Source organism: Dactylosporangium roseum (genome assembly GCF_025264685.1).
Taxonomy (GTDB): domain Bacteria; phylum Actinomycetota; class Actinomycetes; order Mycobacteriales; family Micromonosporaceae; genus Dactylosporangium; species Dactylosporangium roseum.
The window spans coordinates 5,481,616-5,508,441 of the sequence record NZ_CP073721.1; the positions used below are offsets into that span (position 1 = coordinate 5,481,616).

At 69.6% G+C, this 26,826-nt stretch carries 27 protein-coding genes; 11 read left to right on the forward strand and 16 right to left on the reverse strand.

Features of this window, described 5'->3' with window-relative positions:
* The first annotated feature begins 6 nt into the window (after positions 1-6).
* Both Drose_RS25630 and Drose_RS25635 read left to right on the forward strand, forming a co-directional pair.
* Positions 7-237, forward strand: coding sequence for a hypothetical protein (locus Drose_RS25630; protein ID WP_260723869.1), 231 nt, complete (start codon positions 7-9; stop codon positions 235-237).
* Positions 234-509: a transposase gene (locus tag Drose_RS25635; RefSeq protein WP_260723870.1), complete on the forward strand. Its 276-nt coding sequence runs from the start codon at positions 234-236 to the stop codon at positions 507-509. Before Drose_RS25630 ends, Drose_RS25635 begins: the two co-directional genes overlap by 4 nt.
* Before the next feature lie 326 nt (positions 510-835).
* Here Drose_RS25635 and Drose_RS25640 read toward each other — a convergent pair whose 3' ends face one another.
* Positions 836-1,183, reverse strand: coding sequence for a transcriptional regulator (locus Drose_RS25640; protein ID WP_260723871.1), 348 nt, complete (start codon positions 1,181-1,183; stop codon positions 836-838).
* Entirely contained in the window at positions 1,180-1,875 is a 696-nt protein-coding gene (locus Drose_RS25645) for a hypothetical protein (RefSeq protein WP_260723872.1), read from the reverse strand. The genes Drose_RS25640 and Drose_RS25645 overlap by 4 nt, the downstream gene beginning before the upstream one ends.
* A gap of 43 nt (positions 1,876-1,918) precedes the next feature.
* Here Drose_RS25645 and Drose_RS25650 point away from each other — a divergent pair, with 43 nt between their 5' ends.
* The 3 genes from Drose_RS25650 (at position 1,919) to Drose_RS25660 (ending at position 3,397) form a co-directional block, all read left to right on the forward strand.
* Positions 1,919-2,185, forward strand: a complete 267-nt coding sequence (locus Drose_RS25650; protein WP_260723873.1) for a site-specific integrase — start codon at positions 1,919-1,921, stop codon at positions 2,183-2,185.
* A gap of 85 nt (positions 2,186-2,270) precedes the next feature.
* Positions 2,271-2,885, forward strand: a complete 615-nt coding sequence (locus tag Drose_RS25655) for a putative immunity protein (RefSeq protein WP_260723874.1) — start codon at positions 2,271-2,273, stop codon at positions 2,883-2,885.
* Positions 2,882-3,397: a putative immunity protein gene (locus tag Drose_RS25660; protein WP_260723875.1), complete on the forward strand. Its 516-nt coding sequence runs from the start codon at positions 2,882-2,884 to the stop codon at positions 3,395-3,397. The genes Drose_RS25655 and Drose_RS25660 overlap by 4 nt, the downstream gene beginning before the upstream one ends.
* A gap of 177 nt (positions 3,398-3,574) precedes the next feature.
* Here Drose_RS25660 and uraH read toward each other — a convergent pair whose 3' ends face one another.
* The 8 genes from uraH to Drose_RS25700 all read right to left on the reverse strand — a co-directional run bounded on the left by uraH (position 3,575) and on the right by Drose_RS25700 (position 11,838).
* Positions 3,575-3,916: a hydroxyisourate hydrolase gene (gene uraH, locus Drose_RS25665; protein WP_260723876.1), complete on the reverse strand. Its 342-nt coding sequence runs from the start codon at positions 3,914-3,916 to the stop codon at positions 3,575-3,577.
* Positions 3,913-4,428 carry a 2-oxo-4-hydroxy-4-carboxy-5-ureidoimidazoline decarboxylase gene (uraD, locus tag Drose_RS25670; RefSeq protein WP_260723877.1) on the reverse strand — a complete coding sequence of 172 codons (516 nt, stop codon included), beginning with the start codon at positions 4,426-4,428 and terminating at the stop codon, positions 3,913-3,915. The genes uraH and uraD overlap by 4 nt, the downstream gene beginning before the upstream one ends.
* A gap of 262 nt (positions 4,429-4,690) precedes the next feature.
* Entirely contained in the window at positions 4,691-5,572 is an 882-nt protein-coding gene (locus Drose_RS25675) for an aldehyde dehydrogenase family protein (RefSeq protein ID WP_260723878.1), read from the reverse strand.
* On the reverse strand, positions 5,569-7,002 hold the full coding sequence (locus tag Drose_RS25680; protein ID WP_260723879.1) for an aldehyde dehydrogenase family protein: 1,434 nt from the start codon (positions 7,000-7,002) through the stop codon (positions 5,569-5,571). Before Drose_RS25680 ends, Drose_RS25675 begins: the two co-directional genes overlap by 4 nt.
* A gap of 5 nt (positions 7,003-7,007) precedes the next feature.
* Positions 7,008-8,006 carry a deoxyribose-phosphate aldolase gene (gene deoC, locus Drose_RS25685; protein ID WP_260723880.1) on the reverse strand — a complete coding sequence of 333 codons (999 nt, stop codon included), beginning with the start codon at positions 8,004-8,006 and terminating at the stop codon, positions 7,008-7,010.
* 105 nt (positions 8,007-8,111) lie between these two features.
* On the reverse strand, positions 8,112-10,484 hold the full coding sequence (gene pucD / locus Drose_RS25690) for a xanthine dehydrogenase subunit D (protein ID WP_260723881.1): 2,373 nt from the start codon (positions 10,482-10,484) through the stop codon (positions 8,112-8,114).
* Entirely contained in the window at positions 10,481-10,966 is a 486-nt protein-coding gene (locus Drose_RS25695) for a (2Fe-2S)-binding protein (protein WP_260723882.1), read from the reverse strand. The genes pucD and Drose_RS25695 overlap by 4 nt, the downstream gene beginning before the upstream one ends.
* Positions 10,963-11,838: an FAD binding domain-containing protein gene (locus Drose_RS25700; protein WP_260723883.1), complete on the reverse strand. Its 876-nt coding sequence runs from the start codon at positions 11,836-11,838 to the stop codon at positions 10,963-10,965. The genes Drose_RS25695 and Drose_RS25700 overlap by 4 nt, the downstream gene beginning before the upstream one ends.
* Before the next feature lie 351 nt (positions 11,839-12,189).
* Here Drose_RS25700 and Drose_RS25705 point away from each other — a divergent pair, with 351 nt between their 5' ends.
* Complete coding sequence (locus Drose_RS25705; protein ID WP_260723884.1) at positions 12,190-13,200, forward strand: PDR/VanB family oxidoreductase; 1,011 nt, start codon at positions 12,190-12,192, stop codon at positions 13,198-13,200.
* 21 nt (positions 13,201-13,221) lie between these two features.
* On the opposite strand, the gene Drose_RS25710 is transcribed toward Drose_RS25705, so the two are convergent.
* The 6 genes from Drose_RS25710 to Drose_RS25735 form a co-directional block, all read right to left on the reverse strand.
* The gene (locus Drose_RS25710) at positions 13,222-13,788 is read right to left on the reverse strand and encodes a TIGR00725 family protein (RefSeq protein WP_260723885.1); all 567 of its coding nucleotides are present in this window, start codon (positions 13,786-13,788) and stop codon (positions 13,222-13,224) included.
* Positions 13,789-13,820: 32 nt separating this feature from the next.
* A complete protein-coding gene (locus Drose_RS25715; RefSeq protein WP_260723886.1) occupies positions 13,821-14,801 on the reverse strand; it encodes a carbohydrate kinase family protein in 981 nt (326 codons plus the stop codon).
* A gap of 24 nt (positions 14,802-14,825) precedes the next feature.
* Positions 14,826-17,348: an ABC transporter permease subunit gene (locus Drose_RS25720; RefSeq protein WP_260729804.1), complete on the reverse strand. Its 2,523-nt coding sequence runs from the start codon at positions 17,346-17,348 to the stop codon at positions 14,826-14,828.
* 2 nt (positions 17,349-17,350) lie between these two features.
* A complete protein-coding gene (locus tag Drose_RS25725; RefSeq protein WP_260723887.1) occupies positions 17,351-18,871 on the reverse strand; it encodes an ABC transporter ATP-binding protein in 1,521 nt (506 codons plus the stop codon).
* A gap of 85 nt (positions 18,872-18,956) precedes the next feature.
* Entirely contained in the window at positions 18,957-20,024 is a 1,068-nt protein-coding gene (locus Drose_RS25730; protein WP_260723888.1) for a BMP family lipoprotein, read from the reverse strand.
* Positions 20,025-20,207: 183 nt separating this feature from the next.
* Positions 20,208-21,266: an aromatic ring-hydroxylating oxygenase subunit alpha gene (locus Drose_RS25735; protein WP_260723889.1), complete on the reverse strand. Its 1,059-nt coding sequence runs from the start codon at positions 21,264-21,266 to the stop codon at positions 20,208-20,210.
* Between the two features lie 337 nt (positions 21,267-21,603).
* Between Drose_RS25735 and Drose_RS25740 the strand changes: the two genes are divergently transcribed.
* The 5 genes from Drose_RS25740 to pucL all read left to right on the forward strand — a co-directional run bounded on the left by Drose_RS25740 (position 21,604) and on the right by pucL (position 26,826).
* Positions 21,604-23,775, forward strand: a complete 2,172-nt coding sequence (locus Drose_RS25740) for a malate synthase G (protein ID WP_260723890.1) — start codon at positions 21,604-21,606, stop codon at positions 23,773-23,775.
* Positions 23,776-23,829: 54 nt separating this feature from the next.
* Positions 23,830-25,125, forward strand: a complete 1,296-nt coding sequence (locus tag Drose_RS25745; protein WP_260723891.1) for an HpcH/HpaI aldolase/citrate lyase family protein — start codon at positions 23,830-23,832, stop codon at positions 25,123-25,125.
* Entirely contained in the window at positions 25,122-25,358 is a 237-nt protein-coding gene (locus Drose_RS25750) for a thiamine-binding protein (protein ID WP_260723892.1), read from the forward strand. The genes Drose_RS25745 and Drose_RS25750 overlap by 4 nt, the downstream gene beginning before the upstream one ends.
* Complete coding sequence (locus Drose_RS25755; RefSeq protein ID WP_260723893.1) at positions 25,351-25,722, forward strand: helix-turn-helix domain-containing protein; 372 nt, start codon at positions 25,351-25,353, stop codon at positions 25,720-25,722. Before Drose_RS25750 ends, Drose_RS25755 begins: the two co-directional genes overlap by 8 nt.
* Positions 25,723-25,920: 198 nt before the next feature.
* Complete coding sequence (gene pucL, locus Drose_RS25760; protein ID WP_260723894.1) at positions 25,921-26,826, forward strand: factor-independent urate hydroxylase; 906 nt, start codon at positions 25,921-25,923, stop codon at positions 26,824-26,826.

The window sequence follows — 26,826 nt, forward strand, 5'->3', positions numbered from 1 at the left end:
CCCACCATGACCGCTGTCACCGACCTGGCCCAGCACCTGACCGAACACACCGGCCGCGACGACCTGACCGTCGGCACCGCCCTCGCCGACGCCGGCTACGACAGCGAACACAACCTCACCACCCCCGGCCCCGACCGGCTCATCCCCAGCCAAAACCGCCACGACCTGGCCAAAGCCGCCACCAACCAACCAGCCACCGGCGACCCGCCCCCGACGCCACCCCCCGCCAAGCCATGAACCACCAACTCCGCACACCACACGGCCACCAGCTCTACAAACGCCGAAGCCCCCTCGCCGAAGCCCCCAACAGCTGGCTCAAAGACGGCCGTGGACTACGCCGCTTCGCCCGCCGCGGCCTCAACGCCGTCCGCAGCGAACTCCGCTTCGCCGCCACCGTCACCAACCTGCTCCGGCTCAACACCCTCGGCATCACCACCAACCGCCTGACCACCCACAACCGCCTGACCACCCACAACCGCCCCAACAACCCGGCAACCACAGCAGCCTGACACCCCACCCCACCCCAGGACCCGGGACCCAGGACCCGGGGAGCAGCGGCACACACCCACACAACACACCACGCACATGCCGCTGACACACCACAGAAAACGTCACCCTCGAAAAAACAACAGGCTCCCCGATAGCCGGATCTTTCCCATGATCATGGAGTCGCCCGGCCTGGCGGCGGGATTGCGCGGGAACGCGTGCCGGCCGGGGCCGTCAGCGGCGACACCTCCGAGGCCAGTGCCCGAATTGTCAGCCTGGTCCGGGTTGGCAAGAGGCCGTTGGGCTGAACTTCGCGGCCTTGGTTGTCGGGTGCCGGTCGTTGGTGTCGCTACTGCCCGTTGGCCGTCTCGACGCGGGCGATGAGCTGCTTGAGTCGCACGATCTCTTCGGTGAGCGCGGCGTTGCCGGTGGCGGTGAGGGTGATCCAGGTGCGGCCGCGCCGGCCCTCGTAGCCCTTCTCGACCTCGATCAGGCCGGCCGCTTCCAGCACGCTGAGGTGCTTGGAGAGGTTGCCGGCGGTCAGCTCGAGTTGGGTGCGCAGGTAGCCGAATTCGACTCGGCGTGCCTCATGCGCGATGGTCAGGATGCCGAGCCGTGCCCGCTGGTGCACCACCTCGTCCAGCCCGGTGACCGGGTGCCCGGCATCCGGGTCCGGGGTGCCGGTCGCGGCCGTCACCGCTGCCGCCTGCGGGCCGCTCCGAAGAACCCGACCGCGCCGAGCAGCAGCACCGCGCCGCTGATGACTTGCGGTACCGCGAATCGGGCCTGTAGTCCCCAGCCCGCCGGTCCCCAGCCCTCGTTCATCGGCAGTACCAGCAGCACCGCTGCCAGGTAGACGAGGGTGAACAGCAGCAGCCTGATGTTGCGCTCCAGCCGGGCCAGCACCAACAGCGCGATGCCGATCATGCTCCAGGGTGAGACCAGCCGGTCCAGTACCAACCCCCAGTACGAGAGCCGCTGCATCGATTCCGGGTGGCTCGGAAGATACAGGGCCGCGGCCACCCACGCGGCGGTGAACACGACGGTCGTCGCGGCGCCGGCGATCGCGTACGGCAACACCCGGGCACCCAGCCCCCGCGCCCGGGCAGCCCGCACGTAGGAGACGGCAATCGCCGTGTAGGCGAGCAGGAGCGCCGGTGGCCAGTAGTACAGCACGCCCCGTCGCGCGAATTCGCAGCCGTTGTCCTGGCGGCAGTGCACCGTCATACCGAGCCAGTCGAACGGGATCCCGACGAGCGTCACCACGGCTAGCACCAGCAGCGCAACCCAGGTCATCCGTTGGTCGAGACGCACCCGGTGCCCCAGGGAGCGAACGTAAGACAGCAGTCGGCGGGGATCCCCGTCGGCGGGGATCGGGTCAGTGGTCATGCCAATAGGTTTCCACAGCAAACCTGTCGGCGCTAGTCCCAAATTGGTACAGAGACATCACGCGGACCGTGAGGGGCGACCAGCCCCCGCCCGCGCGACCACCTGGAGGGGCGAGCGGACCTGCCGGACCGCCGCCGAGGCCGCGGCATTCCTGCGGCGCTGCCGGACTGTCGGCGCCTCGCTCACCGGCCTCTTCCAACTGCTCATCGCCACCGGCATGCGCGAGGGCGAGGCCCTCGCGCCGCGCTGGGCCGACGCCGACCTCGACCACCGGCTGCTCTTCGTCCGGCACACCCTCGGCGCCAGGTGACCGGCGATTGAAGGTTGCCGCCACATGGCAAGCTGTGGTCAGGCGCAAAGCCTCAACCGAGCGTTCAAGGATACGATTCAGAGACATGGCGCAGAGCATGCACACCTTGTCCGGAGGCTTCGACCTGACGATGGACGAGCTGCGCGTCGTGGCACGTTACGTGGTCCAGCACGCCGAGGACGTCCTGCCGGTCTTCGAGCAGGCCATCCCCGATGATCTCCGCCCCCGTGCGGCGATCGACGCGGCCTGGGCGTTCGTCAACGGCGCCAAGAGGACAAAATTGCAGCGCGTCAGTTCCCTTGACGCTCATCGCGCCGCCCGGTCCGCACCCTCCGAGGCTGTGCGACTGGCCGCACGATCCGCCGGTGACGCCGCAGCGGCCGCATACCTGCACCCCATTGCCAAGGCCAGCCAGGTCGGCCACATCCTGCGAGCCGCCGCGAGCGCTGCGCGCATCGGGGAGATCGAGGCGGGCGGTGACCCCGCGATCGGGAATGCCCTGCTGGAACGGTCGCGGCAGCATGCGACACCGGTGCTGGTCGACGTGCTCAGCCGCTACCCGCCCGCGACCAGCGGCAGCAATCGTGTCGCCCAGCTCATGAGCACCCTCGACCATTGCCTGCGGCAGCCGGCTGACCGGTCGCCAGGACACACCGCGCTGAACCCATCCGACCCGCGCAGAAGGGAGTGCGAGTCGTGATCCTCCCGAAGGTCCGGGACCCTCGCTTCGTGACGATCCGCCGTGGCGGGACGCTCACCGATACCGACCACCGTCTCCTGGCTCTATGGGCTGCCTCGTGTGCAGAGCACGTCCTTGGCCTCTTCGAGTCGGCCCAGCCCGGGGACCCGCGACCGCGCCACGCCATCGAGCATGCCCGGGCCTGGGTGCGTGGCGAGGTCACGATGACGCAGACCCGCGCGGCGGGCGGTCATGCGATGGGAGCAGCCAGAGACCTGCGTGGGGCGGCACGGCATGCCGCGTACGCCGCCGGCCAGGCCGCGGTCGTCGCGCACGTCGCCGCGCACGAACTCGGCGCCGCCGCCTACGCGATCAAGGCCGCAAGTGCCGCGGCACCGCAAGGCCTGAGCGCAACCGCAGCGCGCATGGAGCGCCAGTGGCAGCGCGACCAGCTCCCGGAGGCTATCCGCGAGCTCGTACTTGACGATCAGAGACTGCGCAACGACATCTGCTGGTCGGTCTTCGACTGTTGAACCCGGACCTCGCACGGCCCTTCGCCGTCGGCCCCAGCCGGTCAGAGGTGGCCGCCTTGCCGCCGGGCGATTTTCGGGCATCTCGGCACGAGCGTGCACCGGCCGAGGAGATCTGGGCCCTGACCGTCCGTAGCGCGCGACTCGCGGCTGAAGCGCGCACTCGCCTCCCCTGGCTCCCTAGCTGCCCCGGTAGGTGGTGTAGCCGTACGGGCTGAGCAGCAGCGGCACGTGGTGGTGCCGGTGCGGGTCCCGGATCTGGAAGGCGATCGTGATCTCCGGGAAGAACGCCTCGCCGCCGAAGTACGGCTCGACGAAGAAGACGAGCCGGTAGCCGCCCGCCCGCCAATCGCCCGCCGGCACCCACTCGCGCAGCCGCCCGTCGGCGTCGGTACGCCCCTCGGCGATCGGAGCCCACCCGCCGGCGTCCCGGCGGTCCAGCCGGACGTAGACGTCCCGGGCCGGCTCGCCGCGCACGGTGTCCAGGACATGCGTGGAGATCCGGGCGAACTCGACACTCATCCGACCAGCCTCTCGAGCCGGAGCAGGGCGATGCGGCGCAGCTCCTCGTGGACCACACGCCGCTCGGTCTCGTCGTCGTGGGTCAACCGCTGGCGGGCCGCGGCGAGCAGCTCCGCCTCGCCGCGGCCGCTCGCGAAGATCAGGAAGAGGTGACCGAAGCGCCGCTCGTACTCCAGATTCGCGGCGGCAAGCGCGGCCCGGGTGGCGGTGTCGCCGGCGACGCCGGCCTGCTCCCGACGCGACCACGCCGACGACCGGTCGGCGCCGTCCGGGCGCTCACCGATGCGCGGATGGTCGGCCAGTGCCCGCGCGATGTCCGCCCAGGTCAGCCGCCGCAGCGCGGTGTCGGCCACGGCGAGCAGCGCGGCGACGTCGGGATATGGCCGCCCGGCGGCCAGCTCCGCCGCCCAGGCCGGTACGGCGCAGCAGGCGCGCAGGTCCCGCTCCGCCTCCGCCGGCGGGCTGGTGTTGAAGTCGGCGAGGGCAGCATTGACTGTGGTGATGGTAATCATCTCCGTTGGTTGTCGAACAGTACGGCGGCGTCTGGCGCGCGGGGGCGAGTCAGCGGTGGATGCGGCCGTTGGTCCGCGGCAGCGGGGCGCCGTACCGGCCTGGGTGGCGGCGGCCGGGCGACCGGGACCCAGGCTCGGGACGTCGAGTGGGTTACCGGGAAGAGGCGCCGGTGCTCGCGCGAACCGAACTCGGCACCTGGGCAGACGCGTCACGCGCGCCCTCGGAGTCACCTGGTCCTTCAGGTTCGCGCGCCGTCGGGCGTCAGACGCCGATGGGGTGCCAGACCGTCTTGGTCTCGAGGAACGCGGTCATCGCCTCGAGACCCGGGTCCAGGGCCCAGTCCGGCTCGGTCGCCGGCGCGCGTCGTACCCGCTTGAGGTTGTCGGCCGACGCGACCTCGAGATCGGTGGCCAGCCCGGCGTCGCCGGCGAGGCCGGTCAGGTCGATGGCGTTGACGTCCATGTGGGAGGCCAGCCAGGGGCCGATCGTGGCGGCCGAGCCGGTGAGGATGTTGAGCACGCCGCCGGGCACGTCCGAGGTGGCCAGCACCTCGGAGAACGTCACGGCCGGGAGCGGGCGGTCGTAGGACGACACGACCACGACGGTGTTACCGGTGACGATCACCGGCGCGACCACGCTGACCAGGCCGAGCAGGGAGGACTCCTGCGGCGCGAGCACGGCGACCACACCGGTCGGCTCGGGCGTGGAGAGGTTGAAGAACGGGCCGGCGACCGGGTTGGCGTTGCCGATCACCTGGGTGACCTTGTCGGCCCACCCGGCGTACCAGACCAGGCGGTCGATCGCCTCGTCGACGATCTTCTCCGCCTTCGCCGCGGACAGCCCCTCCGCCTGGCCCACCGCCTGCACGAACTGCGGGCGGCGGTCCTCCATGACCTCGGCGACGCGGTACAGGATCTGGGCGCGGTTGTACGCCGTGCGCCCCGCCCAGCCGGGGAACGCCTTGCGGGCGGCGGCAACGGCGTCGCGAGCGTCCTTGCGGGAGGCCAGGGCGGCATTGGCCACGAACTTCCCCTTCGCGTCGCTCACCTCGTAGGAGTGACCGGATTCCGAACGCGGGAACGCGCCGCCGATGTAGAGCTTGTAGGTCTTGCGGACGTCGATCCTGCTGTTGGTAGGGCTCACTTGAGGTATGCCTCCAGACCGTGGCGGCCGCCCTCACGGCCGTAGCCCGACTCCTGGTAGCCGCCGAAGGGACTGGTGGGGTCGAACTTGTTGAACGTGTTGGCCCAGACAACGCCGGCCCGCAGCTCGCTGGCGACCTTGAGGATCCGCGAGCCCTTCTCGGTCCAGACCCCGGCGGAGAGGCCGTACGGGGTGTTGTTGGCCTTCTCTACCGCCTCGGACGGGGTGCGGAAGGTCAGCACGGACAGGACCGGGCCGAAGATCTCCTCCCGCGCGATCCGGTGAGCCTGGGAGACGCCGGTGAACAGCGTCGGCGGGAACCAGAAGCCGTGCTGGGGCACCTCGCACTCCGGCGACCAGCGGCCGGCGCCCTCGGCCTCCCCGATGTCGGAGAGCTCGCGGATCCGGGCCAACTGCTCGGCCGAGTTGATCGCGCCGATGTCGGTGTTCTTGTCCAGCGGGTCGCCGACCCGCAGGGTGGACATCCGGCGCTTGAGCTTGCCGAGCAGTTCCTCGGCGATCGACTCCTGGACCAGCAGCCGGGAGCCGGCGCAGCAGACGTGGCCCTGGTTGAAGAAGATGCCGGTCACGATGCCCTCGACGGCCTGGTCGAGCGGCGCGTCGTCGAAGACGATGTTCGCCGCCTTGCCACCGAGCTCGAGGGTGACCTTCTTGTCGGTGCCCGCCACCGTGCGGGCGATCGCCTTGCCGACCTCGGTCGAGCCGGTGAACGCGACCTTGTCGATGCCCGGGTGACCGACCAGCGCCTGGCCGGTGCCACCCGCTCCGGTGACGATGTTGACGACTCCCGGCGGGAGGTCGGCCTGCTGGCAGATCCCGGCGAACAGCAGCGCGGTCAGCGGTGTGGTCTCCGCGGGCTTGAGCACCACGGTGTTGCCGCAGGCCAGCGCCGGGGCGATCTTCCAGGCCAGCATCAGCAGCGGGAAGTTCCACGGGATGACCTGGCCCGCGACACCCAGCGGCCGCGGGTTCGGCCCGCGGCCGGCGTACTCGAGCTTGTCGGCCCAGCCGGCGTAGTAGAAGAAGTGGGCAGCCACGGTCGGGACGTCGACGTCGCGCGACTCCTTGATCGGCTTGCCGTTGTCGATCGACTCCAGCACCGCGAGCTCGCGACCGCGCTCCTGGATGATCCGGGCGATCCGGTAGAGGTACTTGGCGCGCTCCCGGCCCGGCATCCGCGACCAGACCTTGTCGTAGGCCCGGCGGGCTGCCTTGACCGCCGCGTCGACGTCGACCTCGTCGGCCTCGGCGACCTCGGCGAGCACCTCCTCGGTGGCCGGGTTGATCGTCTTGAACGACTTCCCGCGCCCGTCGACGAAGGCGCCGCCGATGAACAGGCCGTAGGACGGCTTGATGTCGACGATGCTCCGGGACTCGGGGGCCGGCGCGTACTCGAAGGGGGATGGCATCACAATCAGTCCAGCGTGAAGTAGTCGGGACCGGAGTAGCGGCCGGTCTTCATCTTGGTGCGCTGCATCAGCAGGTCGTTGAGCAGCGTGGAGGCGCCGAAGCGGAACCAGTCGGGGTTTAGCCAGTCCTGGCCGGCCACCTCGTTGACCATCACCAGGTACTTGATGGCGTCCTTCGCCGTGCGGATCCCGCCCGCCGGCTTGACCCCGACCATCTGACCGGTCATCTCCCGGTAGTCGCGGACCGCCTCCAGCATGACCAGGGTGACCGGCAGGGTGGCCGCCGGCTGGACCTTGCCGGTCGAGGTCTTGATGAAGTCGCCGCCAGCCATCATCGCCAGCCAGCTTGCCCGGCGGACGTTGTCGTAGGTCTGCAGCTCACCGGTCTCGAAGATGACCTTGAGGTGGGCGCTGTGTCCATCGGGGCGCGCGCAGGCCTGCTTGACCGCCACGATCTCGTCGAAGACCTGCTGGTAGCGGCCGGAGAGGAACGCGCCACGGTCGATGACCATGTCGATCTCGTCGGCACCGGCCTCGACGGCGTCCCGGGTGTCGGCGAGCTTGATGTCCAGCGCGGCGCGCCCGCTCGGGAACGCCGTGGCGACCGCCGCGACGTGGACGCCGCCGCCGCCGCCCAGGGTCTCCCGCGCGACGGAGACCATGTCCGGGTAGACGCAGACGGCGGCTGCGGCCGGGCACGTCGGGTCGGCCGGGTCGGGACGCATCGCCTTCGACGCCAGCGCCCGTACCTTCCCCGGCGTGTCCTGGCCCTCCAGTGTGGTCAGGTCGACCATCCGGATCGCCAGATCCAGCGCGAACTCCTTCGCGCTGGTCTTGATCGAACGGGTCCCGAGTCCCGCGGCCCGCGCCTCGGCGCCGACCTGGTCGACGCCCGGCAGCCCGTGGAGGAACCTCCGCAACGCCGCCTCCGAGCGCGTCACCTCGTGGAGGATGGTGGGAGTGCTGGTCGCCGGCCTGGTCGGGGAGAGAATGTCTGCAGTCATCTGGGACCTCGTCGTTCGACGTCGCCGGCTGAGGTGGAGACGTGGTGGTCACGCCCGTCCCGCGCCGCGGTGCTCGAGGACTTCGTTGAGGATGTGGTCTCCGGCTCACCCACCGACGATGTGCTCCGGCCGCAGCGGAACCCGGACCAGCGGCATCCCGGTGGCGTCCCGGACCGCTGCCACCACCGCCGGCGTGGACGAGATGGTCGGCGGCTCGCCTACGCCGCGCAGGCCGTACGGCGCCGCCGGGTCCGCGAGCTCGAGCACCTCGACATCCATGGGGGGAATATCCAGGATCGTCGGTATGAGGTAGTCGGTGAAGGAGGCGTTGGCGATCCGGCCGTCCACGACGCGCAGCTCCTCCATCAGGGCAAGCCCCACTCCCTGTGCGGTACCGCCGTGGATCTGCCCCTTCACCGACAGCGGGTTGAGTGCCTTGCCCACGTCCTGCGCCGTGGTGATCTCAACAAGGTGCACCAGCCCCAGCTCGACGTCAACGTCGGCCACGACCCGGTGAGCGGCGAAGGCGAACTGGACGTGCGCGTCGCCCTGGCCGGTGTGACCGTAGGCGTCGAGCGTCCTGGACAGTGGCTGGGTGGGCCGGTGGTGGAACTCGCGGGTCGCCTCGACGGCCTCACCCTCGAGGAGCTCGGCGAGGGCGGCCAGCCGCCGACCGTCCGCGGCGGTCACGAATCCCTCCGCGAGCGTGGCTCCGTCGAGGTCCCTCCGGTGCCGTGCCGCCGCCCGGTCCAGCAGCTCGGCCCGGACCGCCTCGCAGGCCAGCTTGACCGCTCCTCCGGTGCAGTAGGTCTGCCGGGAGGCCGAACTTGAGCCGGCCTCGCCGAGGAGCGAGGTCGCCGGGTGGGTGAAGACGAGCTCCACCCCGAGCTCGGTGCGAATGATCTGCGGTAGCACCGTGACCAGACCCTGGCCCACCTCGACCGCCGAGGTGAACACCTCGGCGACGACGACGCCGTCGGCCACGCTGAGTCGCACCTTCGCCGTGGAGTAGTCGTCGGCGCCCTCGGCGTAGCAGTTGTTCTTGAAGCCGACCGCGTAGCCGACCCCGCGGCGGACACCCTCGCCGTGAGTGGTGTTGGACCAGCCGCCGGGAAGCAGCGACTGGTCGGGCACGTCGGCGGGCAGGCTCGCGGGCAGCGGCCGGTCGCGCACGATACGCAGTAACTCGGCGACCGGGACCGGGCCATCGATCACCTGGCCGGTCGGCATTTTCGAGCCGGTCTTCATCGCATTCTTGATCCGGAGCTCGACCGGATCCATTCCCAGCTTCTCGGCCAGCTTGTCCATTTGCGACTCGTATCCGAAACAAGCCTGGACCGAGCCGAATCCACGCATTGCGCCACATGGTGGATTGTTGGTGTACACGACATAGGCGTCAATGGACACGTTGTCGCATTCATAAGGGCCCACCGCAAAGCTCGCCGCATTGCTCACCACCGCGGAGGAGCACGACGAGTAGGCGCCGCCGTCCAAGACGATCTTGGCCCGGACGCGGGTGAGACGGCCATCGGCGTCGGCGCTGTGCTCAAACGTCATCAGGGCGGGGTGGCGGTGCACGTGCCCCAGGAACGACTCCTCGCGGGAGTACACCATCTTGACCGGGCGGCCGGTGTACCGGGCGAGCAGGCAGGCGTGGATCTGCATCGAGAGGTCCTCGCGGCCGCCGAAGGCGCCGCCGACGCCGGCCAGCCGGACGGTGACCATCTGCGGGAGGAGGGCCAGCGACGCCGCGATCTGCTGCTGGTCGACATGCAGGGCCTGGGTGGCCACGAACAGCTCGACGCCGCCCTCGGGTGTCGGGACGGCGAGGCCCGACTCGGGCCCCAGGAATGCCTGATCCTGCATGCCGACCTGGTACTCCGTGGTGACGGTGGTGTGGCTCGGTGGTGCTTCCGTGCCCCGCCGGATGGCGATGTGGCGCAGCACGTTGCCCTCGCCGTGATGATCCGTCGGCGGGTGCTCGTGGACGAGCTCGGCGTCCGGGTCCATGGCCGCGACCGCGTCGAGAACGGCGGGCATCGGGTCGTACTCGACCGCGATGAGCGCGGCGGCCCGGCGGGCCGTCTCGGGGTGGTCGGCCGCCACGATGGCCACCGGCTCGCCGACGAAGCGCACCTCGGCGACGGCGAGGACCGGCTGGTCGGCGACCTCGAGCCCGTAGGTCTTGCGGCCCGGGACGTCCTCGTGGGTCAGCACCGCGGACACGCCGGGCACGGCGAGGGCCGCTCCCACGTCGATCGACACGATGCGGGCCCGCGGGTGTGGGCTGCGCAGCGTCGCACCCCACAACATGTGATCGAGCGACAGGTCGGAGGAGTAGGCGAAGCCCCCTGTCACCTTGGCGATCCCGTCGGGACGCAGGGCATCGGCCCCGATCCCGGACCCCGGCCCCAGCCCGGCGTCCGGCTCAGCCACGAGAGGCGGTACGTCGAGCGCACCGCCGATGGTGCTGGTCATCTCGCGCACCCTCGGCTCGCGGCCCGGTCGGAGGCGGCGGAGCGGACCGCGGCCAGGATCTGCTCGTAGCCGGTGCATCGGCACAGGTTGCCGGACAGCGCCTCCCGGATCTGGCTCGCGTCCGGGTCGGGAGTGCGCGTCAGCAGGTCGTGGGTGGACATCACGAACCCCGACGTGCAGAACCCGCACTGGACCGCGCCGGCCTCCACGAAGGCCTGCTGGACCGGGCTCAACTGGTCGCCCGCGGCGAGTCCCTCCACGGTGGTCACCCGGCATCCCTGTGCCTGCACCGCGGCCACGAGGCACGCACAGACGAGGGTGTCGTCGAGCAGGACCGAGCATGAGCCGCACTCCCCCTGCTCGCAGGCGTTCTTGGATCCCGGCAGGCCGAGCCGCTCCCGTAGGACGAACAGCAGGCTCTCCGCGAGCCGGACATCGTCAGCGGCCCGCGTCGAGCCATTGACCTCCAACGTGATCCTCATCGGTCTCCCTTACGGAACTCGGCCCAGGTCCAACGCAGGGTGCGCTGCGCCAGGACGGCTATGGCGTGTCGGCGGTACGTCGCGGTGCCCCTCAGGTCGTCGATGGGGCGAGTCTCCTCGGCAGCGAGCCGGCCGAAGGCGGTGATGTCGTCGTCCGCCAGCTCCGCGCGCGACTCCCATCCGGACCGGCGCAGCAGGCGCTCCTCGAGGAAGGCCTCGGCGGCGAGCGCCCGGACCGGGGTCGGGGCGGCGGAACCTATCCCGGTCCCCACCCGCCGCCCGGCCACGTCGAGACAGAGCGCGAACGAGCAGACGGCGATCACCATCGCGTTGCGGGTGCCCACCTTGGCGAACTGTTGGGGGCCGGTCGCCGCCGGGATCGAGACCCCCCGGATCAGCTCATCGTCGGCCAGGACCGTCCGCTTGGGGCCGACGAAGAAGTCCGTGATCGGTACCGTTCGCTCGCCGCGCACCGAGCCGACCTCGACCAGTGCGCCCGCCGCGACCAGTGGTGGCAGGCCGTCCCCCGCCGGCGAGGCGGTGGCCAGGTTGCCCCCGAGGGTCGCCCGGTTGCGGATCTGGGGCGAGCCGACGGTGCGGGCGGCCAGTGCCAGCCCTGGAACCACGGCACGCAGTTCGGCGGTCACGCGGGAGAAGGTCACCCCCGCTCCGACGCGGACGGATCCGGGCGTGTGGTCGACGACGGCCAGCTCGTGGACCCCGGTCAGGTCCAGCAACCGCTCGGGGGCCACCCGGCCGAAGTTCACCGCCACCATCAGGTCGGTGCCGCCGGCGATCACGAGCGCCTCCGGGTGCTCGGACCGCAGCGCAAGTGCCTCGGCCCAGGAGCGAGGCCGGTCGACCTGGCTCATCCGGCGTGGGCCATTTTGTCGCGACGCGGCGCGCGGCCGAGGTCGCATTGCGCGCCAACCGATATCGCGTCGCTCTCGACACTCACGCCCGACATTCGTCCTCCACCTCGTGCACACAGCGTGAAACGCGAGTGGGGCGTGCCGAAACAAAAGCGGCTCCGGCACACGCTCTTCGCCCCTCGTCCGTGACGATCGCGATCGCCGTTCCCGGGTTCGTGAAGTGCCCGGGAAGGTGCTGCGCCGTCATGAATCGTTGCCTGAGCCTTGAAGGTATCGGTAAGATAGTAAACGCGCAACCTATCTGGGGCGCACCGCACAGGCATTCGTTCTGCGACCCGAGAGACGACGACGATGACCATCGCCCCTGCCAACCCCACATCGGTTGACGACCCCTCCCGGACCCGGTCCCTCCTGGTCACACAGCTCACGCTGGAGGCAACCTCGACGCTGACGCTGCGCCTGGCCGATCCGGACGGTGCCGACCTTCCCGCCTGGCGGCCAGGAGCGCACATCGACGTGATCCTGCCCAGTGGACTGATCCGCCAGTACTCGCTGTGCGGCGATCCCGACGACCTCCGGTCCTACCGGATCGGAGTGCTGCGCGACCCGCGGAGCCGGGGTGGCTCGGAGGAAATCCACAACACCGTGCTGCTCGGCCGGCGCCTCGACGTGCGCGGACCGCGCAACAACTTCGCCTTGGTCGACGCCCCCGGATACGTCTTCGTGGCCGGAGGCATCGGCATCACCCCGATGGTGCCGATGATCCGCGAGGCGGTCCGTCGTGGCGTCCCCTGGCAACTGTTCTACGGAGCCCGGTCGCGCGACTACATGCCGTTCCGTGCTGAGCTGGCCGAGCTCGCTGGGCCAGGAAGCGGCGTGGTCCACCTGGTCCCGCAGGACGAGTGCGGCCTCCTCGACCTCGACCGAGCGCTGGCCGCCGCCGCGCCCGGGATCGTGGTCTACTGCTGCGGGCCTGAGGCGATGCTGGCCGCCGCCCAGAGAGCCGGTGCGGCTGCCAACCCGGCCCGCGAGGTGCGGATCGAGCGCTTCTCGGCCCCCGCGGCCGAGTCCGCGGACCCGACCGCGGCACCGGGCACGTCGTTCGAGGTGGAGCTGCGCCGGTCCGGAATGGTGCTACAGATTCCCGCCGACCGCGGCCTGCTCGAGGTCATCCGCGAGTCGGTGCCCGGGGTCCCGTACTCCTGCGAGGGCGGCTACTGCGGAGCATGTGAGACCAGGGTGCTGGAGGGTACGCCCGAGCACCACGACCTCATCCTCGGCGATGACGCCCAGCAGGCTGGCGACACCATGATGATCTGCGTCGGACGGAGCTCCTCCGAGAGGCTCGTGCTGGACCTGTGAGGCGCCGGGCCGGCGGTCGTCCTACTGGCCGGCCCACCCGACCAAGGAGGTCTGCCCCGAGCGAGGCTCCAGCCCGCGGGTCACGGCCTGCTTCACGGCCTCTTCCGGAGAGGTGGCCACGGTGATCGCGACCACGCGCCGTTCGTCGAGAAACTTGGCATCGACGAGGACGGGGGGCAGCCGGTCGCTCCACCCTCCGCTGCCGGCGAGGAGCACGATCGGGATGGCGTAGTCGTAGGCCAGGGTGATCTCGTTCAAGGTGCCGACCCCACCACCCACGGCAATGATGGCATCGGAGCACCGGGCCGTCAGGACATTGCGCATCGTGCCCATCCCGGTGGGGAACAACAGGTCTGAGTACGCGTGGGCATGCGAGGTGTCGGCCTGGGGAAGAAAGCCGACGGTTAGGCCACCCGCCTCCTTGGCACCACGAGCGGATGCCTCCATCACCCCGCTGGTTCCGCCCGCGATCAGCGCAGCACCGGCCCCAGCGATCGCCCGTCCCACCGCCTCGGCCGCCTGGAGCTGCTCAGGGGGCAGGCTCTCGCCTGCGCGCTGGGCATTACCGATGACACCGATCTTCAACATTCCTGCTCCAAGGTGGCTCGAGATGGACGGATTCATGCGGATGCGAGCGAGGAGACCACCCGGCTGAGCCGGGCGTCCCGCTCGTGGACCGAGATGCGGCACAGGTCGAGGGGGTCGACGCTCTCGACCGCGAAGGACGCGGCCACCGCGCCGTACATCGCCGCGTGCACCGCGTCTCTGGTCTCGACGTACGCCGCGAGGAACGCGCCGCAGAACGCATCGCCCGCTCCTGTCGGGTCGACCACGTCGACGGCCAGCGACGGGACCACAACGCCCTTGGACCCGGACCGGAAGACCTGGACCCCGTCGGCGCCGCGCTTGAGGACGATCTCGGTGTCGCCGAGGGAGGAGAGCCGGCGGGCCGTCCGCACCGGATCCGCCCGGGGGTCGAAGATCTCCAGGTCGGACGTGCTGGGGAGGAAGACGTCCAGCAACGGCAGCGTCGGCGCCATGTCGGTCTCGAGGTCGGTGATCTCGTGCCGGTTGGGGCAGTCGGCGATCACGACCGGGCCGCGCAGCCCGGAGAGGCCGCGGGCGAGCTCACGGTGAGCGGCCAGGGAGACCAGAGGGATGTGCCAGCCGGCCACCGACGTCCGCCACGAGAGCGGGATGTCGTCGAAGGACGGGTCCGCACCACGTCGACCGCCGGCGCTGATCGTGCTGTCGGTGAAGGCGGCCCGCTCGGCCTCGGGCAGGCCGGCCAACACCCGTTCGGGGACCGGCTGGAGCCGTCGACCGTCGGAGGTGTGCAGATAGGCGATCCGGATGGCGTGCGGCTCCCCGGTCGAGGCGACACCGGACACGTCCACTCCGGACGCCGCCACCCGGTCGAGCACGCCGGTCGGGAAGTCCGTGCCGGCGCGCGCGACGATGCCGAACCGACTCCCGAACAGGGAACCGCCGAGCGAGGCCCACAACGAGTTGCCGCTGGGCCTGCCGACGTACCGCTCCCCCGTCGCCATGATCACGTTGTCCAGGGCCAGGCCGCCGACCACGCCGAGGCGGGGTCTCACGGGTCCCTCCGTTGGTATCATCGGCTAGCCCACCTTGTAGGGCTGGCCGTCGGCCGCCGGGGCGCGGGAGTGACCGACGAAGGCGACCACGGCGACCAGGGTCGCGACATACGGCGCCATCAGCAGGATGTTGGGGTTGATCGGCGCACCCGCCAGGGAGAGCAGGCTCTGCAACTGGGTGACGAACCCGAACAGCAGGGCGGCCAGGACCGCGCCCTTTGGTGTCCAGCGCCCGAAGATCACGGTGGCCAGGGCGATGTAGCCCATCCCGGAAGTCATGTTCTCGCTGAACGTCACCGCCGAACCGGCGCCCACGATCAGGAACGAGCCGCCCACTCCGGCGATCAGTCCGCCCAGCAGGGTCGCTCGGAACCTGGTGCGCTGCACGTTGATCCCGAGGGTGTCGGCCGCACGAGGATGCTCGCCCACCGCGCGCAGGCGCAGACCGGCTCGCGTGTGGAACAGACCGAAGTGGGTCGCCGCGATCAGCGCGAACGCCGCGTACAGGAACAGCGTCCCCTCGGCGAGCACCGGGCCGACCAGCGGGAGGTCGGACAGCAGCGGGACCTTCCACCGCTCGAAGTTGCTCGGCGAGTTGAACTCCGTGGGATTCGGGACCAGCAACTGCTTGTAGAGGAAGCTGGTCAACCCGAGCGCCAGGACGTTGAGGACCACGCCGATGATCGCCTGGTCGACGAAGTAGCGGATCGACAGCGTGGCCAAGATGGCGCCGAGCGCCAGTCCCGCCAGGGCTCCCCCAGCCACCCCGACCCAGGGGTTCGCCACCACGGACGCCGCCAGGGCGGCACAGAAGGCGCCGAGCAACAACTGCCCCTCGATGGCGATGTTCAGCACACCGGAGCGTTCCCCGATGATGCCGGCCATCGCGCCGAAGACCAGGGGGATCGCGGCCGGGAAGATGGTCCCCTGCAGCAACGAGACCAGGTTCAGGCCGCTCGGGTTCCCCGCGACCGCCCAGGCCATGAAGGCGCCGAACAGACCGAAGATGGCCAGGCTCGCACACCACCGTCCTGAGACGGCGTCGAGGATGCGGAGGACCCCCGCCACCACGGCCAGTCCGGCCATCACCAGGATCAAGGGTTGGGCGGTCATCTCGATGATGCCCGGGTCGAACAACGCGCCGGGCAGCGCGGTCTGTAGCAGGACCGTGCCGTCGGACCGGTCACTGAACGCGAGAAGGCCGATGCTCAGCAGGCCGAGGGACACCTGGATGGCGCCGGCGACGATGTGGCGTGGCACTCGTGCGGGACGCACGGTCACCAGGGCGGGCGAGAGGTTGATCCCGCTGGACGCCGTCGCCTTGCCCCGGTTGCGCAGCCGAACGATCGCGCGGACCAGGAGCGGGGAGGCGACGAAGAGCACGATCAGGGCCTGGATGACGGTCACCAGGTCGATGGACACGCCGGTTTGGGCCTGCATGGTGCGGCTGCCCGCCCGCAGCGCGCCGAACAGCAGGCCGGCGGCCACGGTCGGCCAGACCCGCGACCGGCCGAGGAGCGCAACCGTCAGGGCGTCGAAGCCCACGTTCGAGGAGATGGCGGGAGTCACCTGGTAGGACGTCGCGCCACCGAGGGCCAGCGTCATACCACCGAGTCCGGCCAGGCCGCCTGACAACAGCATGGCCACGCTCATCGTGCGGCCGACGCCGACACCGGCCGTCCGGGCTGCGGCCTGGTTGGCCCCCACCATCCGGAGCCGGAATCCGAGCGCGGTGCGGGAGAACAGCCAGGAGACCAGGATCGCGGCCAGCAGGGCCAGGATGATGCCCAGGTCGATCGGGAGCCCACCGCCCGCCAGCCGCGGCAGTCGGGCGCTCTCCTCGACGACCCGGGAGACCTGGGGCGTCTGCGGGTCGCGGATCCCGTCCTGTTGGAGCAGCATCTGCACGCCGAGCAGCGCCACGAAGTTCAGCATGATGGTCGTGATGACCTCGTGGGCACCGGTCCTGGCCTTGAGGAACCCGGCGATGAAGCCCCACAAGCCGCCGGCGGCGACTCCGGCTGCGATCGCGACCACCAGGTGCAGGAGGACGGGCAGATCGACGGCGAATCCGACGAAGCCGGCCGCGAAGGCGCCGACCGTGACCTGGCCCTCACCACCGATGTTGAACAGGCCGACCCGGAACGCGAGGGCCATGCCGAGGCCGGCGCAGATCAGGGGCGTCGCAGCGAAGATCGTGTACGCGAGTGGTTTGAAGGCCTCCTTGAGGCCGCCCCCGGGCTGCGGGTCGTAGACGGCTCCCGCGAACAGCGCGGAGTATGCCTCGCTCACGGCCGTCCAGGCGTCGGAGAAGAAGCGTCCGGGAGAGGCGAAGAAGTACTTCGCGTCCTCTCGTACCGCCTCGTCGCCGAAGGCGATGAGGACGCCCCCCAGCAGCAGTGCCAGGACGATCGCCACCCCGGTCACGATCCAGCTATCGAAGTCGAAGCGCGGCCGCAGGCTCCACGACCTGTCGGGCGTCGGGGCACCCGCGCCCGACTCCGGTGGCTGAGCCCCGCCGCCGGGCTTGTCGCCTTCCTTGACCATGGTCACGACGCAACACCGCTCTCGGGGGTAATGCCGGCCATCATCATGCCGACCTCCTCGCGGCTGACGCCGCCGGGTACGACGCCGATGATCCGGCCGCGGTACATCACGGCGATCCGATCGGCCAGGGTGAGCACCTCGTCCAGCTCGCTCGAGACGAGGAGGACGGCGGTACCGTCATCACGTGCCGCGAGGATGCGGCGGTGGATGAACTCGCCACCGCCCACGTCCACGCCGCGGGTCGGCTGGGAGGCGATCAGCAGCTTCAGCTCGCGCGACATCTGCCGGGCGATCACCACCTTCTGCTGGTTGCCGCCGGAGAGGGTGCCGACCGGCGACTCGATGGAGGGGGTGCGGATGTCGAACTCCTCGACCCGGTGCACCGCGTTCGCCTTGATCGAGGAGGGCTGGAGGTTGATGCCGCGGCGGAACGGCGGATCGCGGTGCAGATCGAGGATCAGGTTCTCCGCCACGGAGAACGGCGCCACGATGCCGTCCAGATGGCGGTCCTCGGGTACATAGCCGGTCCCGGACCGGAGCATCGTCTGCGGCGTTGCTCCAGTCAGGTCGACCCCGGCCAGGCGCACCGACCCGGCGGTCGGCTGGCACAGCCCCATCACGGCTTCGACCACGTGCTCCTGACCGTTGCCCTGCACGCCGGCGAGGGCCAGCACCTCGCCGGCGCGCACCTCGAAGGAGACGTCGTCGACCACGAGCCGACCGTCCTCGTCCTCCACCGACAGGGACCGCACCGCCAGGACCTCACCGCCGACCCGCGCAGGCCCCTTGGTCACGGCGAGTTCGACCTGTCGCCCGACCATCATCCGCGCCAGCTCGGAGATCTCCGAGCCGGGCGGAAGCTCCCCGACGACGGAGCCGTTCCGGATCACGGTTACCCGGTCGGCGACGGCCCGGACCTCGCGCAGCTTGTGGGAGATGAAGACGATCGCCTTGTCCGCCGCACGAAGCGACTGCATGATGCCCATCAGGTCGTCGATCTCCCTGGGCGTCAGCACCGCCGTCGGCTCGTCCAGCACCAGGACCTGTGCGTCGCGGGCCAGCGCCTTCAGGATCTCGACGCGCTGGCGGATGCCGACCGGCAAGGCGGAGACCAGCGCATCGGGGTCGACGGCCAGCCCGTACCGCTCCGAGAGATCCTTGACGCGCTGCCTGGCCCGGGCCCGGGCCAGGGCGCCGAACGGGCCCCGCGTGGGCTCGCTGCCAAGGATCACGTTCTCAGCGACGGTGAAGACTGGAATCAGCATGAAGTGCTGATGCACCATGCCGATCCCGGCCGCGATGGCGTCACGCGGTCCCGTGAAGTGTTGCTCCACCCCGTCGATCAGGATCTGCCCACCGTCGGGTTGGTAGAGCCCGTAGAGCACGTTCATCAGGGTGGACTTCCCCGCCCCGTTCTCCCCGAGGAGGGCGTGGATCTCACCCGAACGGAGGGTGAGGTCGATGTCGCGGTTGGCGTAGACGTCGCCGAACCGCTTGGTCATCCCTTGAAGCTCGAGTTGCATCGGGGCGTCCTGTCCGTCCTCATCGCGGAATAGATCGAGATTCCCGATCTGCGGGAGTCAGCGATGCCGCAGACTGCGGTTGTCGCTACTTGGGCTGCCCAGGCGAGGTGATGACGATCTCGCCGGAGATGATCTTCCGCTTCGCGTCCTCGATCTCGTCTCGCAGCTTCTGGTTGACCTTGGAGTCGTAGTTGTGGAAGGGCGACAGGCCAGTGCCGTTGTTCTTCAGCACGCCCATGTAGTCCTCGGTGGGGAACTTGCCCTCGAGCCCCGCGAGCACGGTCTCCTCGACCGCGCCGCCGATGTTCTTCGGCACGCTGGTGAGGAAGACGTCCTTGTACTGCGGGACGGTCGTGTACCCGTCGCTGTCCACCCAGATGATCGAGACACGGCCGTTGGTGGTCTGTGCCACCGGGGGCGCTCCCAGGCTCGCGCCGCCGGCAACGCAGTAGATCACGTCGGCGCCCTGCTGGATGAAGTTGGTGGCGACCTGCTGGCCCTTGGTCTGGTCGGTGAACGAGCCGGTGAAGCTGCCCTGCTGGGTCAGCTCGTTCCAGCCGAGCACCTGGACGGCGGTGCCCTTGACCTTGTTGTAGTACTGGACGCCCTGCCAGTAGCCGTCCATGTGCTCGGTCACCGAGTCGAACTGTTGGCCTCCGAAGGTGGCCACCTTGCCGGTCGTCGAAAACCCGGCCGCGAGGTATCCGGCCAGGAAGCTCGACTGTGCCGTGTTGAAGCGCAGCCCGCGCAGGTTCGTGCCGTTGCCGGGCCCGTCGACGATCGCGAACTTCTGGTTCGGGTGCGCCTTGGCGGCGTCCTGGGTGGCCGTCAGGAGCTGGCTGCCCACCGAGATGATCAGGTCGCAGCCCTTCGACACGAGGGCCGACAGGTTCGGGGCGTAGTCGGACTCCGACTTCGACTGCACGTAGGAGATGTCGACACCCTTCGACTCGACGGCCTGGAGACCGGCCCACGTCGCGGCGTTGAACGACCGGTCGTCGATGCCACCCATATCGGTGACCATGCAGGCGCTGTAGTCCTTGGCCTTCGAGCCCTTGTCGTCGGCTCGGGGGTCGCTGGCACAGGCCGTCAACAGCAGCGCCGGGACGGCGACGGCAACCCCGAGCGGGATGAAGCGGGTCCTCTTGATCACGATGTCCTCGTTCCGTGAGCCCGTTCGGTGGTAGTTCGGTCGGCCGACCGGGGCGGTGATCGAGCCGGATGGCCCAGGGCTGGTGTAGCAACTGTGCGGTGAAGGGTCCGTCCGGGATGGCGGGCGTTCGCCAGCCCGGAGGACGGACGAAACCGACCGATGCTCGGACGAGCGCCGGCTCGGCTACGACTTGGCGGCGGCCGGGGGCTTGGCCAGCGGACGCGCCCAGGCGTTGTCCGGACGGGCGATCGAGTGTTCGGCGGCCAGGTCGGCCAGCACCCGGCGGTACTGGATGGTCATCCGGTCCGAGGGGGCGTGAATCTCGGTCGTGGCCTCGATCGGGAAGTCGGCGCGAACCGACTGGAGCAGCTCCCGGTCCTCGCTCTGGATGCGGCCGTCCAGTTCGCGGATCAACTGCTGCTTCTCCTCGTCGGGGTTGTCGTTGCGGGCGACGAACTGACAGAACAGCGTCGTGTGGTCGTCGATCGGGGTGGCCGTCTTGTACAGGACGTGGATCAGCCCGTTGTCGTGGTACTCCAGGACGCCGCGGAACATCAGCGGGTTGACCAGTTCGCCCCGGGTGGTGCGCTTGCTGTAGTCGGAGGTGATCCCGGTGTTCTTCCGCATCACCTCGTCGATCCGGACCGTGTAGCTCGCGCTGAAGCTCACGGACTCTCCGTCGCGGACCACCTTGACGTCCTCCAGGCGGGGGTTGGCCGAGGAACCGACCGAGTCCTTGTGCACCCAGGAGACGTGGCTGACATCCAGCGCGTTGTCGATGATGCGTGGCGCCGAGGCGTCCCAGACCTGCATGAGCTCGTGGATGAAGGTGTAGGAGTCGTCCCCGGCCTCGGGGAGCACCGGGATCGAGGTACGCGGCATGCCCACGCACATCCACACCAGGCCGTAGCGCTCCTCCACCAGCACCGGGTGAGTGCGGGCGAGGGGCGGGATCGGGAGACCCGGGTCGTTGCTCGGAATCTCCACGCACTTGCCGGAAGCGTCGAACTGCCAGCCGTGGTAGGGGCAGGTCAGGCGGCCGTTGGTCACCCAACCCTGGGACAGCCGCGCCGAGCGGTGCGGGCACTCGTCGACCGCTCCCGACACTGTCCCATCGGCCGTACGCCACACCACGTAGTCGTCTCCGAGGAGCCGCACCCCGACTGGCTTATTGGTCACGTCCGACGAGTAGGCGATGTTGTACCAGTACTCACGTAGAGCGGGAATCTCGCTGACCAGCATTTGCCAGTACCTCCATGTCTCCGCAGATGACGCCGCCATCGGACCGAGTCTGGGGGCATATAGTACATGCGCAACCCACTTTAGGTAAGGCGCATCACAAGTTGCCTTCACGGCCCGATCCCGCACCGCCCGAAGCGGGCGATCGCCGGGCCGAAATCTCCCGCAAACCCCTGTGCGGACTGGCTCCTGCCACTGCGAGCCGTCAGAGACACCACCTCGGCCCCGGGCGAATCCACGCCTCAGTCGGGCGAGGACGACTCCGTTGACACCACAACATCGCGCGGCCAGACTTCCACGATATGAACAGATCCTTCCGCATCATGGACAGGCAGCGCTGATGAGCACGGACCGGGTGCCGGCCGCCGATCTGCTCGTCGACCCCGTCCTGCACCGGTTCGTCAGCGAGGAGGCGCTGCCCGGCACCGGCATCGGCGAGGCGAACTTCTGGCGGGACGCGAGCACCCTGATCCACGCCCTCGCACCCGAGAACCGCGAGTTGCTCGACCGCCGGACCCAGCTTCAGAGGCAGATCGACGAGTACTGGCGTTCCGGCGCCGACGTCCGCGACGCCCGGGCGCACGAGGACCACCTGCGGAGGATCGGCTACCTCACCGAGGCGCCCGGAGACGTCCAGATCTCCACCGAGAACGTCGACCCCGAGATCGCCGAACTGGCCGGTCCGCAGTTGGTCGTCCCCTTGCTGAACGCACGGTTCGCCCTCAATGCCGCGAACGCCCGATGGGGCTCCCTCTACGACGCGCTCTACGGCACGGACGCGATCGACAACCGCGGCACGCTGGCTCCGGGACCCACGTACAACCCCGTGCGCGGTGACCGAGTCATCGCCTGGGGTCGCGACTTCCTCGACACCGCGGCGCCACTCACCCGTGGTTCCCATGCCGATTCCCTGGGCTACCAGATGGATTCCGACGGTCTGGTCGTCACGTTCGCGAACGATGACCCGGGGCGGCTCCGCGATCCCGCGGCACTCGTCGGCTACCGGGGGACGCCCTCGAGCCCCGAGGCGGTGCTCCTCCGGCATCACGGGCTCCACATCGAGATTCGGATCGATCGCGGCCACCCGGTGGGGAGGTCGGACGCGGCCGGCGTCAGCGACATCATGCTCGAGTCCGCCCTGACGACGATCATGGACCTCGAGGACTCGGTCGCCGCGGTCGACGCCGCCGACAAGGTCCACGGCTACCGCAACTGGCTCCAGCTCATGACGGGCTCCCTCGCCGAAGAGGTCACGAAGGACGGGGTGACGTTCGTCAGGTCGTTGAACCCCGACCGGTCGTTCACCACCCCGGCCGGCGACCCGGTGGTCGTCCCGGGGAGGGCGTTGATGCTCGTGCGCAACGTCGGCCTTCTGATGACGACGGACGCGATCCTGGACCGGGACGGGCGGGAGGTTCCCGAGGGGATCCTCGATGCCTTGATGACCGCCCTCGGAGGGCTGCACGACCTGCGCGGCCACGGGGACCGACGAAACTCCCGCACCGGCTCCGTCTACATCGTCAAGCCCAAGATGCACGGTCCGGAGGAGGTCGACTTCACGGTCCGGCTGTTCGAAGGGGTCGAGCGCGTGCTGGGGCTTGCTCCTCGCACTCTCAAGATCGGGATCATGGACGAGGAGCGTCGGACCACGCTGAACCTGAAGGCGTGCGTCCACGCCGCCAAGGACCGGCTGGTCTTCGTCAACACTGGCTTCCTGGACCGGACAGGGGACGAGATCCACACGTCGATGTGGGCCGGGCCGATGGTTCGCAAGGCGGACATGAAGACCCAGCCGTGGATCGCGGCGTACGAGGACTCGAACGTCGACATCGGACTCGCCTGCGGGCTCCAGGGCCGTGCCCAGATAGGCAAGGGCATGTGGGCAGCGCCCGACAGCATGAGCGACATGCTGGCCCAGAAGGTCCAGCACCCCGAGTCGGGGGCGTCGTGCGCCTGGGTCCCGTCGCCGACCGCCGCCATGCTGCACGCGACGCACTACCACCGGGTCGACGTCGCCGCGCGGCAACAGCAGCTCGCCAACCGCTCCGCGGTGTCGATGGGCTCGCTGCTCACAGTGCCGATCGGAGACCCCGCCTCGTGGTCGGACGGGGAGGTTCAGGCCGAGCTCGACAACAACATCCAGGGGGTGCTCGGATACGTCGTCCGGTGGATCGACGCCGGCATCGGCTGCTCCAAGGTTCCCGACATCCACGGCACCCAGCTCATGGAGGACCGGGCCACCTGCCGGATCTCCTCCCAGCACGTCGCCAACTGGCTGCATCACGGGGTGGTCGGCGTCGATCGGGTCGAGGAGACCCTGCGTCGGATGGCTATTGTCGTGGACGCCCAGAATGCGCACGACCCCCAGTACAACGCCATGTCTGCGACGTTCGACGGGGTCGCGTTCCGGACCGCTCGACGACTGATCCTGGACGCCGCCGCTCAGCCGAGCGGGTACACCGAGCCGATCCTCCACGAGGGACGGCTCGAAAAGAAGGCAGCCAGCCCGTAGGACGGGAATACAGCAATCCTTCTCCGAACCCGGTGCCCAGCGAAAGGCGCATCCATGCCCGCAACTCCCGACCGGTCGGTGCTGAGCTCGTTGATCACGAGGGTCGACGAGCTGCTGCAGGAGGCGGACGCCCAGCTCAGTGCGCGGTACCCCGGCGAGAGCACCACCCGGCAACCCGTGCACACCGTCTACGTGCCGGCGGACCGCTGCACGCCGGACCTCGTCCAGGACTGGGGCCGGGAGGCCCTCCTGGCACTGGACACCCACGGGCGGGCCGTCCTGCTCGAGGCGCTGAACCTCGGTCCATCACGAGCCGACGGACTCATCGACCGGGTGGAGCGCAAGCTCCGTGAACAGCCGATCGAAGACCTTCGGATCGATTTCGAGGACGGATACCAGGTCTCGTCGGACGACGGCGAGGACGCGGACGCCGAGGCCGTCGTGACCATCCTGCGGCACCTGTCGGAGCTGCCGTCGGCTCCGGCGCACCTCGGCATCCGGTTCAAGTCGCTCGAGGCGCGCACTCGGCGCCGGGGCCTGCGCACCCTCGACCTCGTGGTCGGCGGCCTCGCCCGCTCCGGCGGCCTCCCACCGGGCTTCGTGCTGACGCTCCCCAAGGTCACCTCGGTCGAGCAGGTGCGCGCCATGGTCACCATCTGCGAGGTGCTCGAGAGGTCGTACGACCTCGCGTCCGGCGCACTGCGTTTCGAGCTGCAGATCGAGACGCCGCAGAGCATCCTGGGCGCCGACGGCCGTGCGACCGTCGCGCCGATGATCCACGCGGCCCGGGGCCGGTGCTCCGGCGTGCACTACGGCACGTACGACTACGCGGCGGCATGTGGGATCGCTCCGGCCTATCAGAGCATGGAGCACCCCTTGGCCGACCACGCCAAGGCGACCATGCACGTGGCGGCTGCCCGGACAGGCGTGTTCGTCTCCGACGGCTCGACCAACGTGCTGCCGATCGGAGGGACGGCCGAGGTCCGCGCGGCCTGGGCACTGCACGCTCGGCTCGTACGACGCTCGATCGAGCGCGGCATCTACCAAGGGTGGGACCTTCACCCCGGACAGCTCCCGACCCGTTACGGGACGGTGTTCGCCTTCATGGACGAGGGGCTCCCCACAGCGGTCCGTCGACTGACCGGCTATCTGGCCGGTGCGGCCTCGGGGGTCATGGACGAGCCTGCGACAGCAACGGCACTCGCACGCTTCATCCTGCGCGCGCTCGAGTGCGGAGCAACCTCGGAAGCCGACCTCACCGCCCAGGGCGTTCCGGACCGGGAGGCGTTGGTCGCCCTGGCCCGGCGCAGGGACGACCTGGGCGAGGGAACGCCTAGGATCGACGGATGAGGGTCAGGGCCGAGTTCACGTCCGAGCCGTTCACCATCGGCGCGACGCCGGCGCATGCGACGGCCGCGCTCGGGATAGTCGAGCAGTCGGGCCTGAGACACGAGTTCGGGCCGTTCGGCACCTCGGTGTGGGGCGACTCGACCGAGCTGATCCCGCTCCTGTCGGCGGTGGTCGAGACCGTGCTGGCCCAAGGGGGGACGCGACTCACACTTCTGGTCGAGAGCGATGAATGACGATGGGCTCGACCGCTTGCTCGACGCGATCCGGCCGCTGCTGGCGCGGATCGACGCGACCGTGGTCGCCCCGGAGGACGCGGCCGGCGACGACGTGCCACTGCGGTGGGACGGCCATCTGGTGGGCGCGATCCGGCTGACCTCGACGTCCGACGGTCTCGACGCGCTGATCCAACAGGTCGAGCTCGAGTTCGACAGCGCGCTCCCCGATCTCCCTCGGGCCCGCAAGCAGGAAGCGGTGCGGCTGCTCGAAGTGCGCGGCGCCTTCGAGTTCCGGGGCTCAGTGGAACGGGTGGCCGAGAGCCTCGGCGTCACGCGCTTCACGATCTACAACTACCTGAACCGGAACAGGAGCGGGCAGTAGACCGAGACCTTATTTCAACATTTTGTTGACGCTCGGCCGGTTCAGCTCGTAGTCTCGCGGCAGCCATCAGGCTCGAACAGGTGGATGCCGAGCGGTCGGTCTCGATCACGTCCCGCGTGCCACACGACGAATGGCCGTACCACGTAGCACTACTCCGCAGCCCGTTCGCCTACTGAAACTCACGAGGGACCCTGACCCATGGCCATTGTTCTTGGACCCAATCAGTACGGCAAGGCAGAGAACCGCGTCGTCCGCGTCATCCGGGATTCGAGTCGCCACGAGATCCGCGACCTCAACGTCTCCACCTCGTTGCGGGGCGACTTCCATGACGCTCACGTGACCGGGGACCAGGCCGCGATCCTGCCCACCGACACCCAGAAAAACGCCGCGTTCGCCTTCGCGAAGGCCAAGCCACTCGGAGCGATCGAGGACTACGCGTTGAACCTCGCCGAGCACCTGCTCGCCCAGACACCGAACGCCACCGGCGCCCGCGTCTCCGTCGAGGAGTACGAGTGGCAGCGCATCCAGGTGGGCGGTGTCGGTCACGACCACTCGTTCGTCCGGGACGGCCAGGGCACTCGCAACACGATCGTCACCGTCGACGACTCGGGTCCCGCACGCGCCGTGCACGTCGTCTCCGGTATCGAGCACCTCACGGTCGCCAAGACGACGGGTTCGGAGTTCCGCGGGTTCCTGAAGGACGAATACACCACCCTGCCGGAGACCACCGACCGCATCCTGGCCACCTCGCTCGTGGCCCGTTGGCGCTACGCCGGCACCGACGTCGACTGGGATGCCACCCACGCCGCGATCAAGGCGCTCCTCCTCGAACGGTTCGCGACGATCTACAGCCGAGCGCTCCAGCAGACGCTGTATGGCATGGGCGAGGCCGTCCTCGAAGCGCACCCCGCCGTCGCGGAGATCAAATTCTCGGCCCCCAACAAGCATCACTTCCTGGTCACCCTGCTGCCACCCGGCACGGAGAACCCGGGCGAGGTCTTCATCGCCGCGGACCGGCCGTACGGACTCATCGAGGCCAGCGTCGTCCGCGATGACGCGCCCGACGCCGGCTCTGCCTGGAGCGCCGTACCGGCGGCCTGCTGA